This is a genomic window from Streptomyces sp. NBC_00028 (genome assembly GCF_045041065.1).
GTDB lineage: Bacteria > Actinomycetota > Actinomycetes > Streptomycetales > Streptomycetaceae > Streptomyces.
Map to the genome: position 1 here is coordinate 1,203,170 of NZ_CP108293.1, position 15,707 is coordinate 1,218,876.

18 protein-coding genes and 1 riboswitch are annotated in these 15,707 nt (G+C 73.2%); of the genes, 11 read left to right on the forward strand and 7 right to left on the reverse strand.

Translation table 11 applies throughout. The annotated features are described in order from the left end of the window. Window positions 1-14 precede the first annotated feature (14 nt). On the reverse strand, window positions 15-236 hold the full coding sequence (locus OG885_RS05325; protein ID WP_405726767.1) for a CbtB-domain containing protein: 222 nt from the start codon (window positions 234-236) through the stop codon (window positions 15-17). 37 nt (window positions 237-273) lie between these two features. Beyond that, a riboswitch (cobalamin riboswitch) is annotated at window positions 274-426 on the reverse strand. Between the two features lie 94 nt (window positions 427-520). Here OG885_RS05325 and OG885_RS05330 point away from each other — a divergent pair. Beyond that, window positions 521-1,084: a histidine phosphatase family protein gene (locus OG885_RS05330; protein ID WP_405726770.1), complete on the forward strand. Its 564-nt coding sequence runs from the start codon at window positions 521-523 to the stop codon at window positions 1,082-1,084. Between the two features lie 15 nt (window positions 1,085-1,099). On the opposite strand, the gene OG885_RS05335 is transcribed toward OG885_RS05330, so the two are convergent. After that, entirely contained in the window at window positions 1,100-1,474 is a 375-nt protein-coding gene (locus tag OG885_RS05335; protein WP_405726773.1) for a ferredoxin, read from the reverse strand. A gap of 103 nt (window positions 1,475-1,577) precedes the next feature. Here OG885_RS05335 and OG885_RS05340 point away from each other — a divergent pair, with 103 nt between their 5' ends. Next, complete coding sequence (locus tag OG885_RS05340) at window positions 1,578-1,943, forward strand: DUF6479 family protein (RefSeq protein WP_405726776.1); 366 nt, start codon at window positions 1,578-1,580, stop codon at window positions 1,941-1,943. A 51-nt stretch (window positions 1,944-1,994) separates the two neighbouring features. Beyond that, complete coding sequence (locus OG885_RS05345) at window positions 1,995-2,345, forward strand: hypothetical protein (RefSeq protein WP_405726779.1); 351 nt, start codon at window positions 1,995-1,997, stop codon at window positions 2,343-2,345. Between the two features lie 6 nt (window positions 2,346-2,351). Here OG885_RS05345 and OG885_RS05350 read toward each other — a convergent pair whose 3' ends face one another. Then, complete coding sequence (locus tag OG885_RS05350; RefSeq protein ID WP_405726782.1) at window positions 2,352-3,881, reverse strand: carboxylesterase/lipase family protein; 1,530 nt, start codon at window positions 3,879-3,881, stop codon at window positions 2,352-2,354. A gap of 115 nt (window positions 3,882-3,996) precedes the next feature. After that, window positions 3,997-6,183 (reverse strand): RICIN domain-containing protein, encoded by a 2,187-nt coding sequence (locus OG885_RS05355; RefSeq protein WP_405726784.1) that lies wholly within the window; start codon window positions 6,181-6,183, stop codon window positions 3,997-3,999. Between the two features lie 211 nt (window positions 6,184-6,394). Between OG885_RS05355 and OG885_RS05360 the strand changes: the two genes are divergently transcribed. From OG885_RS05360 to OG885_RS05380, 5 genes are all read left to right on the forward strand, one after another. Next, the gene (locus OG885_RS05360; protein WP_405726787.1) at window positions 6,395-7,027 is read left to right on the forward strand and encodes a bifunctional 4-hydroxy-2-oxoglutarate aldolase/2-dehydro-3-deoxy-phosphogluconate aldolase; all 633 of its coding nucleotides are present in this window, start codon (window positions 6,395-6,397) and stop codon (window positions 7,025-7,027) included. Then, complete coding sequence (locus OG885_RS05365; protein WP_405726790.1) at window positions 7,024-8,010, forward strand: sugar kinase; 987 nt, start codon at window positions 7,024-7,026, stop codon at window positions 8,008-8,010. The genes OG885_RS05360 and OG885_RS05365 overlap by 4 nt, the downstream gene beginning before the upstream one ends. Before the next feature lie 69 nt (window positions 8,011-8,079). Continuing rightward, window positions 8,080-9,072, forward strand: coding sequence for a dihydroxyacetone kinase subunit DhaK (dhaK, locus tag OG885_RS05370; RefSeq protein ID WP_405726793.1), 993 nt, complete (start codon window positions 8,080-8,082; stop codon window positions 9,070-9,072). Window positions 9,073-9,110: 38 nt separating this feature from the next. Continuing rightward, window positions 9,111-9,710: a dihydroxyacetone kinase subunit DhaL gene (gene dhaL / locus OG885_RS05375; RefSeq protein WP_405726796.1), complete on the forward strand. Its 600-nt coding sequence runs from the start codon at window positions 9,111-9,113 to the stop codon at window positions 9,708-9,710. After that, window positions 9,703-10,113, forward strand: a complete 411-nt coding sequence (locus OG885_RS05380; protein ID WP_405726799.1) for a PTS-dependent dihydroxyacetone kinase phosphotransferase subunit DhaM — start codon at window positions 9,703-9,705, stop codon at window positions 10,111-10,113. The genes dhaL and OG885_RS05380 overlap by 8 nt, the downstream gene beginning before the upstream one ends. 3 nt (window positions 10,114-10,116) lie before the next feature. On the opposite strand, the gene OG885_RS05385 is transcribed toward OG885_RS05380, so the two are convergent. After that, entirely contained in the window at window positions 10,117-10,755 is a 639-nt protein-coding gene (locus tag OG885_RS05385) for a TetR/AcrR family transcriptional regulator (RefSeq protein WP_405726802.1), read from the reverse strand. Window positions 10,756-10,899: 144 nt separating this feature from the next. Here OG885_RS05385 and OG885_RS05390 point away from each other — a divergent pair, with 144 nt between their 5' ends. Beyond that, a complete protein-coding gene (locus OG885_RS05390) occupies window positions 10,900-11,661 on the forward strand; it encodes an SDR family NAD(P)-dependent oxidoreductase (RefSeq protein ID WP_405726805.1) in 762 nt (253 codons plus the stop codon). 726 nt (window positions 11,662-12,387) lie between these two features. Here the strand turns inward: OG885_RS05390 and OG885_RS05395 are convergent. Next, window positions 12,388-13,092 carry a glycoside hydrolase family 75 protein gene (locus OG885_RS05395; RefSeq protein WP_405726808.1) on the reverse strand — a complete coding sequence of 235 codons (705 nt, stop codon included), beginning with the start codon at window positions 13,090-13,092 and terminating at the stop codon, window positions 12,388-12,390. 390 nt (window positions 13,093-13,482) lie between these two features. Between OG885_RS05395 and OG885_RS05400 the strand changes: the two genes are divergently transcribed. Together OG885_RS05400 and OG885_RS05405 are read left to right on the forward strand one after the other, a co-directional pair. After that, the gene (locus OG885_RS05400) at window positions 13,483-14,451 is read left to right on the forward strand and encodes a fibronectin type III domain-containing protein (RefSeq protein ID WP_405726811.1); all 969 of its coding nucleotides are present in this window, start codon (window positions 13,483-13,485) and stop codon (window positions 14,449-14,451) included. A 167-nt stretch (window positions 14,452-14,618) separates the two neighbouring features. Continuing rightward, window positions 14,619-15,143 carry a hypothetical protein gene (locus OG885_RS05405; RefSeq protein WP_405726814.1) on the forward strand — a complete coding sequence of 175 codons (525 nt, stop codon included), beginning with the start codon at window positions 14,619-14,621 and terminating at the stop codon, window positions 15,141-15,143. On the opposite strand, the gene OG885_RS05410 is transcribed toward OG885_RS05405, so the two are convergent. Beyond that, a complete protein-coding gene (locus OG885_RS05410) occupies window positions 15,140-15,688 on the reverse strand; it encodes a PadR family transcriptional regulator (RefSeq protein WP_405726817.1) in 549 nt (182 codons plus the stop codon). The genes OG885_RS05405 and OG885_RS05410 overlap by 4 nt on opposite strands. Window positions 15,689-15,707: the final 19 nt, after the last annotated feature.

A 15,707-nucleotide genomic window follows, 5' to 3' on the forward strand; every position in this document is an offset into this window, starting at 1 on the left:
CTTCCTCGCCACCGTCAGTGGCACGGGAAGCCGAGCAGATGGCGGGCGTCGTGCACCCACTCGTGGACTCCCTCGCCGGACAGCAGGGAGGTGGCGCCCTGTTCGGCGCCGACGAAGTAGAGCAGGACCAGCATCAGGACGCCGAAGAAGACCGCCCAGGGGACGATGGCGCCGATCGGCAGCTTTGCGGGTATGGCGGTGGAGCTGGTTGTCGGCTGAGCGACGGTCTGCGCCATGGCAGGACCTCCTGGGGGAACTCGCGTCCCGTCTCGGTGGTGCACAGGACGACGGGGCGGGTCTGACTCCCCCGGCCCACCCCTGGGGGTGTGCCCGGCATACAGTGGCGCGACCGTGCCGGAATCCCACCGGCTTCCACCGAACCGTCGTCGATATCGTCGAGAAGGTACCGCGTGCGAGAGGTGCGGCCAAGAGCGCACGGGTCGGCCACGAGCGCCCCTGAGGCGCTGTGGGCATGTCAATTGCGTGGTACGGAAGGGATGTTGGGCGGGGGAATGGACCGATGACCAGCCGAGTGATGTTGATCTCACCCGCGATCAGCGCGGCTCTGCGCGAGGCCCGCTTCGACGACGGCAGCCCGCCGGACGACTCAGGACTGCGGCTCGCGAAGGCCGCCGCAGGCACGCTGCCCACGGCCCGTCAGGTCTGCGTCTCCCCCACCGTGCGCTGCCGCGAGACGGCCGACGCACTTGGCCTCGACGCCCTGGACACACCGGAGTTGGCCGCCCTCGACACCGGACGCTGGCGCGGGGCGACGCTGGCCGAGGTGGGCGCCGCCGAGCCGGAGGCGCTGGCCCGCTGGCTGGCCGACGTGGAAGCTGCACCGCACGGCGGGGAGTCGGTGCACGCGCTGTGCGAACGGGTCGCGGCGTGGCTGGACCCGCTCGCCGCGGAGCCGGGCCGGACGATCGTGGTGGCCGAACCCGAGATCGTCCGCGCCGCGCTCGTCCACGCGCTGGGAGCCCCGAGGGCGTCGTTCTGGCGCGCGGACGTCGCACCGCTCACCGCCGTCGAACTCAGCGGCCGGGCGGGCCGCTGGAACGTACGGATGGGACGACCTCTGTGAGAGGTGCGCCGCGCCTCAGCGCAGCGTGTCCATGAAGTCCGTGCAGGCCTGGGCGCAGGTCCGGCAGGCCTTGGCGGCCTCCTCCGCGCCCGGCTGGGTGTCGAAGGCGTGGGCGCTTTCCAGGCAGACCGTCCGGCACCACTCGAGCTGGACGCGGATACCGCTCTCGTCCAGCCGGTTCTGCTCGGACAGCACCCGGCACGTCGCGTCGCACACCTCCGCGCACATGATGCCCTTGCGTCGTACGAGTTCCTGCTGCTCGGTCCCGTCCGGATCCACGAGGCTGGCACGCACCGCACATGCCCGGGCGCAATCGGTGCACGCCTGCGCACACGCGAAACGGTCCTCCAGGAACCGGATGAGCTCCTGTTGGGATGTCGTCGCTGTCACACCGCGCGGGTAGCCGCCGCGGATCGCGTCAAACCCCCTCGCCGGAGGTTCCGCCCGTCGCGTGGACGGGTTCACGCACGCCGGCGGGGGTACTCGCGGGGCCATGAACATCGCATGGATGGAGATGGCCGCGGGTCGCGGCGCCCTGGGCGTCGGGCTGATCGTGGCGGGTCTGGTCGTGGTCGCCCTGTTGCTCGGCGCGTTCTGGCTGGGCGCACGCATCCGTCGCCAGGAACCGCCGCCCCCGAGCCCCGAGGAGCAGCCGAGGCTGCCCGAGGGCGGGCCCGTCCGCGAGGTCATGGAGAACAGGGAGCCCGACGAGGTGCCCCGGAGCGACCAGCGCCTCACGCCGCACGAGATGCCCGCCTTCGGCAACAGCAGCACCCGGACCGGCCCCGAGAAGGGCCGGCGCCGCTGGAGCGACGGCAGCAGCGGATCGTTCGGCAGCGGGGGGCCGGGCGGTCGTTGACCCGCGCCCCGCGCGACCGTACACAGCACAGCATCGAGGGAAGTGAGATCCATGGCCGACGGCGGTCGCAGCGCCCTGCCGCTGCCCGACTACGACCATCTGCCCCTCGGCGGCCTGGAGAGCCGCGTGCGCTCGCTGGTGCCCGACGAGGTGGAGACGCTGCTCTCCTACGAGCGCACCCACGCCGACCGTCTCCCAGTGACCGAGCTGCTGACCGCCCGCCTGGAGCAGCTGGAGTCCGGCGCCGAGCCGACGTCCGGAGATCCGCAGGCGCTGCGCCCGGAACAGCGCGCGGGACGCCACGGTTCCCCCGTGTCACCGGCGACGTCACCGGAGCCGTACAACCCGCCCCCGCACGGCACCCCCGACCAGCGGGGCAAGCCGAAGGGCGACCGCACCTAGGGCCTGTCAGCCGGCGAGCAGAGGCAGCGCCTCGAAGACGTGCCGCTCCCACAGCCGCCGTGAGGCCTCCTCCGGGTAGGCGCTCACCGTCGGTTCGGTGTCGAGGAGCCGGACGAGCCGGGCCTCGGAGTCGTACGCGGGCCAGCCGGGGTCGCCGGTGGCGGCGAACGCCGTCCACGCGGAGCGGACGTGCGCGGAGAGCCGCTCGGTGTCGGGGGTGGGCTCGGGGCCGATGAGCATGCCGCCGAGCCCACCCCCTTGCGGCCCGAAGACCAGGGGTACGTCAAGTCCGTGGCAGGCGCCGAGCACGCCGCCGTGCAGCGGGGCGGACCAGGTGAGTTCGTACAGGTACGCCCGCCCGCCACCCGCGGTCTGCGCGTCCGCCAGATGCAGCGAGGGCATGCGGAACAGCCAGTCGGACTGGACGAGTTCGAAGAGGTGCTCCGCCGAGGCGTCCGGGTACGCGGCGCGGTAGGCCCGCTCGGCGTCGGGTCCCGGCCCGAACGCGGCCAGCGCCCCCGAGGCCAGCCGCTCGTCCACCTTGCCGAGCAGGCCGCCCATCATCAGGAAGAGGCGGTACTCGTCGCGGTTGTGCCCGACGATCAGCTCCACGTCCCGGGCGGCACCGTCCGCCAGGGCCCGCCACGGCATGACCGGCAGGACGTCTCCGTCGACGACCGGGGAGTACGGGGTGGCGGTCAGGGCGACCGAGCCCCACCGGGGCAGGAACTCCCGCATCCGGCGGCTCAGCGCGGCCCCCGCCTCCGGCAGCTTGCGCGGGTCCACGCCCGCCAGATCCGCCACGGTCGCGCGCAGCCCGAGCTCACCGGCGACGGCCTCGCCGATGTCCCGGGCCAGCGCCTCCGAGAAGTACGTGCCCGGCACGCTCTGCGCGATCGCGCGCCGGAACAGGCCGCGCGCCCTCGGCATCGCCAGGAGCGCGGCGATGGACCCGGCGCCGGCCGACTCGCCGAAGACGGTCACCTGGCCCGGGTCGCCGCCGAAGGCCGTGATGTTGTCGCGCACCCACTCCAGGGCGGCGACCTGGTCGAGCAGCCCGCGGTTCGCGGGAGCCCCCTCGATGTGGAGGAATCCCTCGATGCCGACCCGGTAGTTCAGGGTGACCACGACCAGGCCGCCGTCCCGGGCGAGCCGGGCGCCGTCGTAGGTGGGGTCGTCGCCGGCGCCCAGCTTGTAGGCACCGCCGTAGATCCACACCATGACCGGGCGGGCGGCCGCCGCGTCGGCCTCGGGGGTCCAGACGTTCACGGTCAGCCAGTCGTCGCCGGTCGGCAGGCTCCAGGGCGGCGTCGCGGCGGGATCGGGGCCGAGCGGTTCCTGCGGGACCGGCGGTCCGAACGCGGTCGCTTCCCGCACCCCGGCCCAGCGCTCCGCCGGCCGGGGCGCCGCGAACCGGGCCTCCCCCAGCGGGGGCTGCGCGTAGGGGATGCCGCGGAAGACGTCCAGGCCGCCCTCGCGGCGCCCGCGGACCACGCCGGCTGCCGTGCCGGCCTCGGGAGACTCGCTCCTGCTCATCGGCGACTCCTTGAAGGATCTGTGGTGCGCCGAGTCTCACACCGGGGGCCGCACTTGACCAGCCCCCGGTGAATGATCGTTCACTGGACGAACAGACAGTCCCTTCCCCGTCGCGTCACGGATAGCTCACCAGGTTCGCCACGTTCGTCGCGGAGTTGGACGGGCCGCCCCGGTCGTTGATGACGTGCCGGATCGTGCCGGTGCCGCCCAGTGAGACGGTCACCATGTTCTGGAAGCGTACGTTCGGGGTGCTCGGCACCTCGAAGGCGTGCTCCGCGGTGACGCTCGGGTTGACGTTGAAGTAGCAGTAGCTGCCTAGCCCGTAGGCCTGGTGGCTGGTGACGGTGTTCGCGACCTTGTAGGCGGCGTAGCCCTGGGTGGAGCCGTTCATCCAGGCGGCCTGGTTGGGCGGGTCGTAGGGCATCTCGTTCTGGTAGAAGTACGTCCGGCCGCCGTTGCCGTTCCAGATCGTCTGGTGCTTCTGGTAGTGCTCGACGAACAGCCCGTACATCGTCACGTCGTCGCCGTTGACGATCAGTCCCGTGTCGGCGGTGTTGGTGGTCCAGCCGACGCCCGTGCCGTGGTCGGCGCGCCAGATCCACATGTGGTCGCCGATGACGTCGTCGCTGTTGACGACGAGGCTGGTGGTGGCCTTGCCCACGGCGGCGCCGCCGACGCGGAAGTAGACGTCGTGCAGCGAGGTGGGGTCGGCCGAGTGGTCGGCGGCGGCGCCGGACGGGCCGATCTCCACCAGCGTCCGGGAGTTGGTGGTGCCGGCGTCGAAGAGGAGACCCGCGAGCTTCACTCCGTCGACGTCGGCGACCGTCATGGCGGTGACGCCGTTGTCGGGGACGAAGGTGGCGAGTCCGAGGCCGAGCACGACGGTGTCCGGGCGGGTCACGCGCAGGGTCTGGTCGAGGTGGTAGACGCCGGGGGTGACCAGCAGGTTCTTGCCCTCGGCCAGCGCCGAGTTGATCTGCGCGGCGGTCGCGCCCGGCTTGACGACGTAGAACTGGTCGATGCCGAGCGAGGTCCCCGGTGCGTTGCCGCTCGCCCAGCTGGTGGCTGAGGAGTTGGTGCGCACGGAGGGCACGAACACCTTGTAGGCGCCCGCGATGTCGACGTACAGGAAGGGCTTCTCGCGCACGGTCGGCGTCTGGTTCACCGTGGTGTAGGGCGGGTTGGGGAAGCTGTTGCCGGGGACGCCCTGGCTGCCGACGAAGACCATGTTCCAGTTGGAGCCGGTCCAGCTGCCGAGCTGGGAGTTGCGGGTGAGCCACTGCTGCTGGGTGCCGGAGCGGACCTGGCCGTCGACCTTGGTGTCGGCCATGAAGCCGCCGCTGGACCAACCGCCGTCGCTGAGTTCGAGGTTGCCGCGCACATGCATGCGCCGGTAGCCGGAGGCCTGCGAGACCGCCCAACGGTCCGTGCCGCCCGTCGGGTTGACGGACAGGTTCTCGGCGCCGCGCCAGAAGTTCTGGGTGGCGTTCTGCGGCGGGAACCAGTCGGCCTCGACATGCACCGCGCCGTTGATCGTGACCGAGTCCGGCGACTGTCCGAGCCCCAACACCTGGGTGTAGAAACCGACGTTGACGTCGTTGCTGTAAGTCCCGGGCTTGAACATCACGGCGTAGCGCCGGTCGCCGAACTGGTTGGTCTCCTGCTGCTGGAAGATCTGGTTCAGTCGGCTCTGGATGGTGGCCGAGGGCATGGACGGGTCGAAGACGACCACGTTCGGGCCGAGGTCGACGTCGCCGGGCGCGGTGCTCACGGGGGCGACCTGGAAGCGCTGGGCGGCGGTGCCGTTGCAGGTGTACTGCACCAGTTGGACGCTGTCGGCGGTCGAGGCCGCGGGCACGTCGAGGCACTTGCCGCTGTTGCGGTTGACGAAGTGGTAGGCGCCGCCGCCCTCGTCGACGGGCAGCCACTGCTGGTTGGCGCCGCCGCCGTAGGTCCACAGGTGCACGGCCGCGTTGTCGGCGGTGGACACGTCGCTGACGTCGGCGACCTGCTGGGCGTCGTTGCGGTTGTTGATCCGGACGTAGCCGTCGCTCGTGGCGGTGAGGCTCCACTGCTGGGCGGTGCTGTTGTTGCAGGTGTACTGCTGTACGGCGGTGCCGTTGACGGTGGCCGCCGAGCGGGCGTCAAGGCACTTGCCGCTGCCCGCGTTGACGACCGTGGACCAGCCGGTGGGCAGGGCAGTGACCGCGGCCCGGGCGGGCTGGAGGCCGGTGAGGACCGAGGCGGCGGTGGCGGCGGCCAGCGCGGCCGCGGCGGTGCGGGGTCTGGGGAGTCGGAGCACGTCATCTCCTGTGCCGGCACGGCGGCGCGAGGTGGGGGGTGGGGAAGCCGGTTTCACCGCGGCTTGGTTCACCGCGGCTTAGTTCACTGCGTGATTTAAGAAGTGAGAGATGGACATGTCAAGAGGCTGGTATGGACCAGTTGAGACGCGGGGTGGCTCACAATGATCACGTACGCCCCTGAACCGGCCCGCGTGACAAGGAGCCCCGTCCATGGACCTGCGAGCGGCGCTGACCGCCCACCGCCTCGTCGCGATCGTGCGCGGCGACGACCCCGAGGCCGCCCTGCGCACCGTGCTGACCCTGGCCGACGAGGGCGTCGGGCTCATCGAGGTGTCGCTGACCGGGAGGGACGCCCTGTCCGTCATCGAGCGCGCCCGCGAGGCCCTCGGCCCGGACCGGCCCCTCGGCGCCGGAACCGTCCTGACCGCGGCCGACGCACGGGCCGCCCATGACGCCGGGGCGGACTTCGCGGTCACCCCGGCGCTGGGCGAAGGCGTCACCGCGGCCGCCGCCCTGGGCCTGCCGGTGCTGGCGGGTGTCATGACCCCCACCGAGATCGTGACGGCCCGAGGCCAGGGCGCCACCGGACTCAAGGTCTTCCCCGCCGCGCAGGCCGGCGGCCCCGCCTATCTCAGGGCGCTGCGCGGACCGTTCCCGCACGAACTCCTCGTCCCGGTCGGCGGGGTCGACGAGGCCGCCGCCCGCGCCTACCTGGCGGCCGGGGCCACCGCCGTCGGCGTCGGCTCCCCGCTGATCGGCGACGCCGCCGACGGTGGCAGCCGCAGCGCCCTGCGCGAGCGCGCCCGCGCCTTCCTCGCCGCCGTCGGCGAGGCCACGGCATGAGGAGCGCGTGGCTGCCCGCCGAGGGCCCGGTCGTCTGTGTCGGCGAGACCATGGCGGCCCTGACCCCCGCCGCGCCGCAGCCGCTGGAGACCGTCGAGAACCTGCGCCTGTCGGTCGCGGGGGCGGAGTCGAACGTGGCGATGTACCTCGCCGACCTCGGCGTCCCCGTCTCGTGGATCTCCTCGCTCGGCGCCGACCCGTTCGGCCGGCGCGTGCGTGCCGTCCTCGCCGCGGCGGGCGTCGACGTGGGCGCCGTACGCCACGATCCGCGGCGGCGCACCGGGCTGCTCGTGAAGGAACCGGGCCCCGACGGCACCCGCGTCCACTACTACCGCGCCGGTTCGGCCGCCTCGGCCATGGGCCCCGACGTCCTGGACGACCCGAGAGTGGCCGCCGCCTCGCTCGTCCACCTCACGGGTGTGACCGCGGCGCTCTCGCCGTCGTGCCGCGCCCTCGTGGAACGCGCCCTGGCCACCCCGCCGGACGCACGCCCGTACGCGATCAGCTTCGACGTCAACCACCGCCCCGCGCTCTGGCCGGACGGCACGGCCGCCACCGTGCTGCGCGAGCTGGCCGACCGCGCGGACCTCGCCTTCGTCGGCCTGGACGAAGCCCAGGGCCTGTGGGGCGCGGACCTCGAACCGGCCGACGTGCGGCGGCTGTTGCCGCGCCCGCGGCTGCTGGTCGTCAAGGACGGCGGACGGGCCGTCACCGTCTTCGGTGCGGAGCGGACCTGGACCGTGCCCGCCCTGCCCGTGGACGTGGTGGAGCCGGTGGGCGCCGGGGACGCCTTCGCGGCCGGGTTCCTGGCGGGGCTCTCGCGGGACGGGGACGTGGAGCGGGCCCTGCGGCTCGGCCACATCACGGCCGCGTCCGCCCTCGCGGTGACGGGCGACCACGGCCCGCTGCCGGACCGCGCCCGCATCGAGCACCTGATCGCGCACGCGTGGACACGACCGGCCCGCACCGGTCCCCCGTCGTGACCTTCGCTGCCGCACGTTCGATACTGCATGCGTCAGGTATCCCGTTCACCACTCGGCCAGGAGGTACCCATGCGGATGCTCATCAACGTCCCGGAGACCGTCGTCGCGGACGCGCTGCGCGGACTGGCGGCCGCTCATCCCGAACTCACCGTCGACGTGGAGAACCGGGTGATCGTACGGCGGGACGCTCCCGTGGCCGGAAAGGTGGCCCTGGTCTCCGGCGGCGGCTCCGGGCATGAACCACTGCACGGCGGGTTCGTGGGACCCGGCATGCTGTCGGCGGCCTGCCCCGGCGAGGTGTTCACCTCCCCCGTACCCGACCAGATGGTCCGGGCCGCGGCGGCCGTGGACAGCGGCGCGGGCGTGCTGTTCATCGTGAAGAACTACACCGGCGACGTCCTCAACTTCGACATGGCCGCCGAACTCGCCGAGGACGAGGGCATCCAGGTGGCAAAGGTCCTCGTCAACGACGACGTGGCCGTCACCGACAGCCTCTACACGGCGGGCCGGCGCGGCACGGGCGCCACCCTGTTCGTCGAGAAGATCGCCGGAGCCGCCGCGGACGAGGGACAGCCGCTGGAGCGCGTCGAGTCGATCGCCCGTCAGGTCAACGAGAACTCCCGCAGTTTCGGCGTCGCGCTCAGCGCCTGCACCACGTACGCCAAGGGCAGCCCCACCTTCGACCTGCCCGACGGGGAGCTGGAGCTGGGCATCGGCATCCACGGCGAGCCGGGCCGGGAGCGGCGGGCGATGATGACCTCGCGCGAGATCGCCGACTTCGCCGTCAACGCGATCCTGGACGACATGAGCCCGCGCAACCCGGTGCTGCTGCTGGTCAACGGCATGGGCGCGACCCCGCTCCTGGAGCTGTACGGGTTCAACGCCGAGGTGCAGCGGGCGCTGACCGAGCGCGGGGTCGCCGTCGCCCGCACCCTCGTCGGCAACTACGTCACCTCCCTCGACATGGCGGGCGCGTCGGTCACGCTGTGCCAGATCGACGAGGAGACGCTGCGGCTGTGGGACGCGCCGGTGAAGACCGCGGGGCTGCGCTGGGGCATGTGAGCCGGGCCGTCAACTCCCCTACCACGCAAGGAGATCCAGTGCTCGACGCCGATTTCTTCCGCCGTTGGATGACGGCGACCGCCGCGTCCGTGGACCGTGAGGCGGAACGGCTGACCGCCCTCGACTCCCCCATCGGGGACGCCGACCACGGCAGCAACCTCCAGCGCGGGTTCCGCGCCGTGACGGCCGTCCTGGAGAAGGAGGCCCCGGAGACACCCGGGGCGGTGCTCACCCTTGCCGGACGGCAGCTGATCTCCACGGTCGGCGGGGCGTCAGGGCCGCTGTACGGCACGCTGCTGCGGCGCACCGGGAAGGCGCTCGGGGACGCCGCCGAGGTGGACGAGGGGCAGTTCGCCGAGGCGTTTGGGGCGGGGGTGGACGCGGTCATGGCCCTGGGCGGGGCCGCGCCCGGCGACAAGACCATGATCGACACACTCGTCCCGGCCGTGGCCGCGCTCGGCGACGGGTTCGCCGCCGCTCGGGCCGCCGCGGAGGAGGGCGCCCTCGCGACGGCGCCGTTGCAGGCCCGCAAGGGCCGGGCGAGCTATCTGGGCGAGCGCAGCATCGGACACCAGGACCCGGGCGCCACCTCGTCCGCGCTGCTGGTCGCGGCACTCGCGGAGGCGAACGGTGAGTGACGGCGAGCTCGTGGGGATCGTGCTGGTCTCGCACAGTGCCCAGGTCGCCGCGTCCGTCGCCGAGTTGGCGCGAGGGCTCGCGGGCGGTGGCGTCGAGGTGCCGGTCGCGCCGGCCGGCGGCACCGAGGGCGGGGAACTCGGGACCAGCTCCGCGCTCATCGCCGCTGCCGCCGCCTCGGTGGACCGGGGCGCCGGGGTGGCCGTCCTCACCGACCTCGGCAGTGCCGTCCTGACGGTCAAGGCACTGCTGGCGGAGGGCGACGAACTCCCCGCCGGCACCCGTCTGGTGGACGCCCCGTTCGTCGAGGGCGCGGTCGCGGCGGTCGTCACGGCCTCCACCGGCGCGGACCTCGCGGCGGTGGAGGCGGCGGCAGCGGAGGCGTACACGTACCGCAAGGTCTGAGACCTACGAGATACCCCGCGCCGCGACGGCGAGGGCCGAGCACATGGTGTCCGCCAGCTCGGCCTCCGCCCTCGCGGCGTCCGTCCGCCCGGTCTCGACGCGCCAGGCGTAGTGCTCCACCGCCGCGCGCAGGGCCGCGTTGAACATCGCCGCCTGGATCGTGGGCCGCAGGTCGTCAGCGGGCAGGCCGGCCCGCTCACCGAGGGCGCGGGCGAACGCCGGCTCGGCCTCGTCGTACGTCTGCAACCAGATCGCGCGCAGCCCGGGTTCGGTGCGGGTCAGTCGTACCAACGCCCCGACCGTCGCCCGCTCCGGGCCCGCGACGAAGGCGGGGTCGGCCGCGAGGCGGCGGTCGAAGAGCTGCTCCAGGGGCTGCCCGGGGCGCCACTCGCGCAGACACTCGGCGATCACGTCGATGCCGGCTGAGAACAGCGGCCGTACGCAGCTCTCCTTGCTGGGGAAGTAGCGCCAGAGGGTGCGGGCGGAGACGCCGACCGCCTGACCGATCTGTTCCCCGGTGGTGGCCGCGACGCCCTGGGTGACGAACAGGTCGACCGCGGCCCGGGCGATCTCCAGCCGGATCTCGGCCTTGCGCTCCTCGGTCAGCGGTGGTCGTCCCGTGCGTCCGCGGGCTGCGGTCATGTGTTCCTCCGGCTGGCGGTGATCGTCTCCCGGAATTCTCCACCACGACTTTATGTCACTCGCAGACATTAAGTCGTAGAGTGGAGACACATCGGGCACGTCGCTCTCGTACGCCGCCCTCGCACGCACGGACAGGGAACCGCCATGACCACTGGACTCGACGGACGCAGCGTCATCGTCACCGGAGCGGGCTCGGGGATCGGGCGCGCCGCCGCCCTGGCCTTCGCCGCGGAGGGCGCGAACGTGCTGGTGGCGGATCTGAACGCGGACGGGGCGGCGAAGGTCGTCAGCGAGATCGAGGAGGCGGGTGGCACCGCGGTCGCCGTCACCGGCGATCTGAGCGAGCAGGCCGTCGTCGACCGGGTGACCGCGACCGCGGTGGAGAGGTTCGGCGGCGTGGACGTGCTGGTGAACAACGCCGGGATCATGGACCGGATGTCGGCGCTCGCGGACGTGAGCGACGCGGAGTGGGAGCGGGTGCTGCGGGTCAACCTGACCGCGCCCTTCCTGCTGACCCGGGCCGTCCTGCCGCACATGCTGGCGGCGGGCAGGGGCGCGATCGTGAGCACCGCCTCCGAGGCCGGGCTGCGGGGCAGCGCCGCGGGCGCCGCCTACACGGCCTCGAAGCACGGCATCGTGGGGCTCACCAAGAACCTGGCCGTGATGTACCGCAACCAGGGCATCCGGGCCAACGCCATCGCCCCGGGCGGCACCGCGACCGGCATGGTCCCCGACATCGACCGCGAGGCACACGGCCCGCAGGCGCTCGGCCCCTACTTCGGCAACGTCGGCCGCGTCTCCGAGCCGGAGGAGCAGGCCGCCGCGATCGTCTTCCTCGCGTCGGACGCGGCGAGCAACATCAACGGAGTGGTCCTGGCCGTGGACAACGGCTGGTCGGCGGTCTGACACGCGCCGGGGCGGCCACGCGGCTCTGACGCGCCCGGAGCGGCCGTCCGACCCACCCCGGTCCGACACCTCGCGGGGCGACCATCCGCCCCACGCAGGTCCGACACGTCTCGGGGCGGCCGTCCGCCCCACCCCGGCCCGACACTTGCGGGGCGACCGTCCGGTCCGCGCCGGTCCGACACGTCTCGGGGCGACCGTCCGGTCCACGCCGGTCCAACACGTCTCGGGGCGACCGTCCTCCCCACGCCGGTCCAACACGTCTCGGAGCGGCCGTCCACCCCGCCCCGGCCCGACACCGCGCGGGGCGGCCGTCCGACCCACACCGGTCCGACCCGCCCCGGAACGCGTGCCCGGTCCACGCCGGTCCGACCCGCCCCGGGGCAACCGTCCGGCCCACGCCGGTCCGACACCTCGCGGGGCGACCATCCTCCCCACGCCGGTCCAACACGTCTCGGGGCAGCCGTCCACCCCACCCCGGTCCGACCCGCCCCGGGACGCGTGCCCGGCCCACGCCCTGCTGCGACGCCCCGGGGCGGCCGTCCGGCCCATGCGAACAGCCAGCCCGCCCGCCGGCCGCACGAGGCAGGCGAGCCGGCCGCCCCCGAAGCTCGGCCACGGCGGGCCCACGGGCGGTGGGGCCGGCGGGCCGGGCACGCGCACCTGAGCCGGGCGTCGGCCGTTCGGGAAGCGGTAGACGACACGGCCCCTCGCGAAGAGCCTTGTCGTCTACCGCCCTCTCACGAACTGCCGCGCCAGCCGCTCCCCCGTCGCCACGGCGGCGGCATGGTCCTCGATGGGTTTGACCTGGGCGTCCTTGAAGACGATGTAGGTGACCCCGGAGGGCGTGCCGCCGCCGCGCGGGTCGGGGCGGATACCCAGGGCCTTGGCGGCGGCGTAGGACGCCTCGCCGATGATGTCGTGGGGGCCGACGTCGCCGACGACCGCGTACTGCACGCGGTCCTTGTAGATCACCGCCGCGACCGAGCCGCCCCGCACGCCGCTGGCGCGGTAGTCCCAGACGCGGCTCGGGGTGGGCACCACGATGTAGGGCAGGCGTTCGGCGCTCAGGTAGCGGCCGTCGGCCTGCTGGAAGGCGGTGGCGTCGGAGAACAGCGGGTCGGTGCTCCGGTTGCAGCGCAGGCCGGGCCGCCCGTCGCAGTCGATGTCCATGTCGGCCTTCCAGAACACGGCCTCCTCGGTGCCGCAGACCGGGACGGTGGCGGGCAGACCGTCGTCGGTGGCGTACCGGCCGCGGGAGACGGGGACGCAGTCACGCACTTTGGCCAGCAGGTCGGCGGCGCGGACGTCGCCCTCCTGGCGTACCACCGGCTCTTGGAACGCGACGGACTCCACGGACTCGACGGCGGGCGACGTCGTCGGGGCGAGCAGGGCGGCGCCTGCCGCGGCCAGCGTCAGCGACTGGACACGCACGATGAGGGACCCTCTCCTGGGGGACATTGACGCACACCCAGCCCAATCTGATGCCGCGTCGGCCACCCGGCCACCCTGAGGGGGCCGGACGGTGCACGGCCCTCGCGGGCGGGAGCGTTTCCCCGAACGTCCGACAGGGGCCGGGCGCCTGAGCCTGCGTCGGCTCCGGCTGCCCGGCCGCCCGCGTCCGGCGCGGGGACAGCGACGACAGCGGCCCGCGCCAACAGCGTGAACTCCCGAGCCCTCGAAGGGAGTTCACCATGAGGAGCTTCAGCATACGTAACCGTCCGGCGCGTTCACCAACGCCGCCCCTCTTGATGGGACCACGTCAGCGGCTGCATAGTGAGGGACGCCCATTGGTCCGGACCATTGCCTCGGGGAGGCGGACTCGTGCGACGCGTTGCCGCGCTCTGCGGGGCGCTCCTGCTGCTGGCGGGCTGCGGCTGGAGCGGCGCCGACGACGAGGGCCGGCTTCCCGGCGCCCCGGCGGGCGTCACCGCGGCGGCCGGCAGCGCGACCAGCGTGCATGTGATGTGGAGCGCGGTGACGGCCGACGGCGGTGTCCGTGGCTACGAGGTGTATCGCGGCGCCACGAAGGTGAAGGAGGTGCCGGGTTCCGAGCACATGGTGGACGTCTCCAGGCTCAGGCCGTCCACCAGCTATGTGTTCACCGTGCGCGCCCGCGACACCGAGGGACGTCTCGGCCCGCCCAGCCGTGCGGTCCGCGCGACCACACCGGCGGCCACCCGGGCGGACACCTCGGCGCCGACCCGCCCGGGGCGGGTGACGGGCCGGGCGGTCGGCAGCCGGTCGGTCCAGCTGTCGTGGTCCGCGTCCTCGGACGACGTGCGCGTGGTGTCGTACGACATCCAGCAGGGCGGCACGAAGATCCACAGCGTCGGCGGGAACCAGACGGCGACCGTGGTCACGGGGCTGCGCCCCGGGGTCCGCTACTCCTTCACCGTGCGGGCCCGCGACGCCGCCGACAACGCCTCCCCCGCGAGCGCCGCCGTCCGCCTCACCACCGCGCCCGGCACCGACGACGGGCGCGGCACGGCCCCCGCCGCATTCCGCGCGACGACCCGCCTGGCCGAGGACGGTGCGTACTACTTCGACCTCTCCTGGGTGCCGCCACGCGTGGACGGCGTGGTCACGGAGTACCGGATACGGCTGGACGGGCAGCCGGCCACCTCACTGGTGTACGGCGGCACCGCGCCCAGCGGGCCCGCGACGTACAGCTTCTACGCGGGGCGGGACAAGGGCGTCACCCACCGGCTGCGGATCCGGGCGAAGCTGCCGGACGGGACCTGGGGCGGATGGTCGCCTGAGCGGACGGTCACGACCGGCGCGACGCCCTGACGCACCGCCGGCATGGGCCGGACGAAGGAATCCGTCACCTGCCCGGGGGCGGTCCGGGTGCGCGCCGGGCCGGGGGCACGTTGGCTGCCCCTGAGGCGCACGGGCCCTTTCCCGATCCTCGGCGGCGCATGGGACGTACCGCCAACCGTGCCGCCGGAGGGCAGTCCATGCGTACAAGTCAGCTTCTCCTCCGCTCCGGGCCGATCGCGGCTGCCGTCGCCGCGCTGGCCGCCACCCCGGCGGTCGCGGCCTCCGGGATCTCCGTGAGCACGACCGGCTCCACGGTCTCGGTGACCACCAGCGCCTGCACCCAGGTCAACGGCAGCTGGGGCACCGCCTCGCTGCTCACCAGCAGCCAGGCGAGCTTCGCCCAGGGTCGCCAGGTGTCCCTGTCGGGGACGAGTTCCCTGCAGTCGGCCGCCTGGTCCGGCGTGAGCCCCGGGACGTACACCGTCGTCGTCATGTGCGCCGACAACTCCACGGCAGGCGCCCAGTCGGTCATCGTCTCGACGGCCTCCACGCCGACCATCTCCGCGACCGCCTCCCCGTCGCGCGGCGTCATGGGCGGCCTCGGCGGCGGCATCAAGGACTACGGTCCGCTCACCCTGGGCGCCGGTGCCGCCCTCGTCGGGATCGGGGGCATCGCGACGGCCTGGTTCCTGCGCCGCCGCGCCAAGCCCTACCGCCTCTAGGACTCCAGTTCTTCGAACTCCTCCAGCGCGTGGGTGAGCCACCGGGTCCAGAAGGTCTCCAGATCGATCCCCGCCCGCAGGATCAGGTGCTGCAACCGGTCCTGCGGGCTGTCCCTGCCCGGCGGGAAGTCGCGCTGCTCGATCTCCTCGTACTCCGCCAGCTGCCGCCGGTGCAGCTCCAGATGGCGGCGCAGATCGGCCTCGATGCCCTGGATGCCGTCGTTGCCGACCACGGCCGCCGCCCGCAGCCGCAAAAACAGAGTCTCGCGGTACGGCTTGGGGTCCTGGGACGCGGCCGTCCAGCGGGCCAGTTCGGCGCGGCCCGCGGGCAGGACCTCGTACGACTTCTTCTGCCCGCGGGCCGGCTGCTCCGACGGCAGCGCCCGGATGTGCCCCTCGGCCTCCAGTTTTCCCAGCTCGCGATAGATCTGCTGATGCGTCGCCGACCAGAAGTAGCCGATCGACCTGTCGAAACGCCGCGTCAGGTCGAGGCCCGAGGACGGCTTTTCCAGCAGGGCGGTCAGGATCGCGTGCGGGAGTGACATGCGGTCATCCTAGGGACGG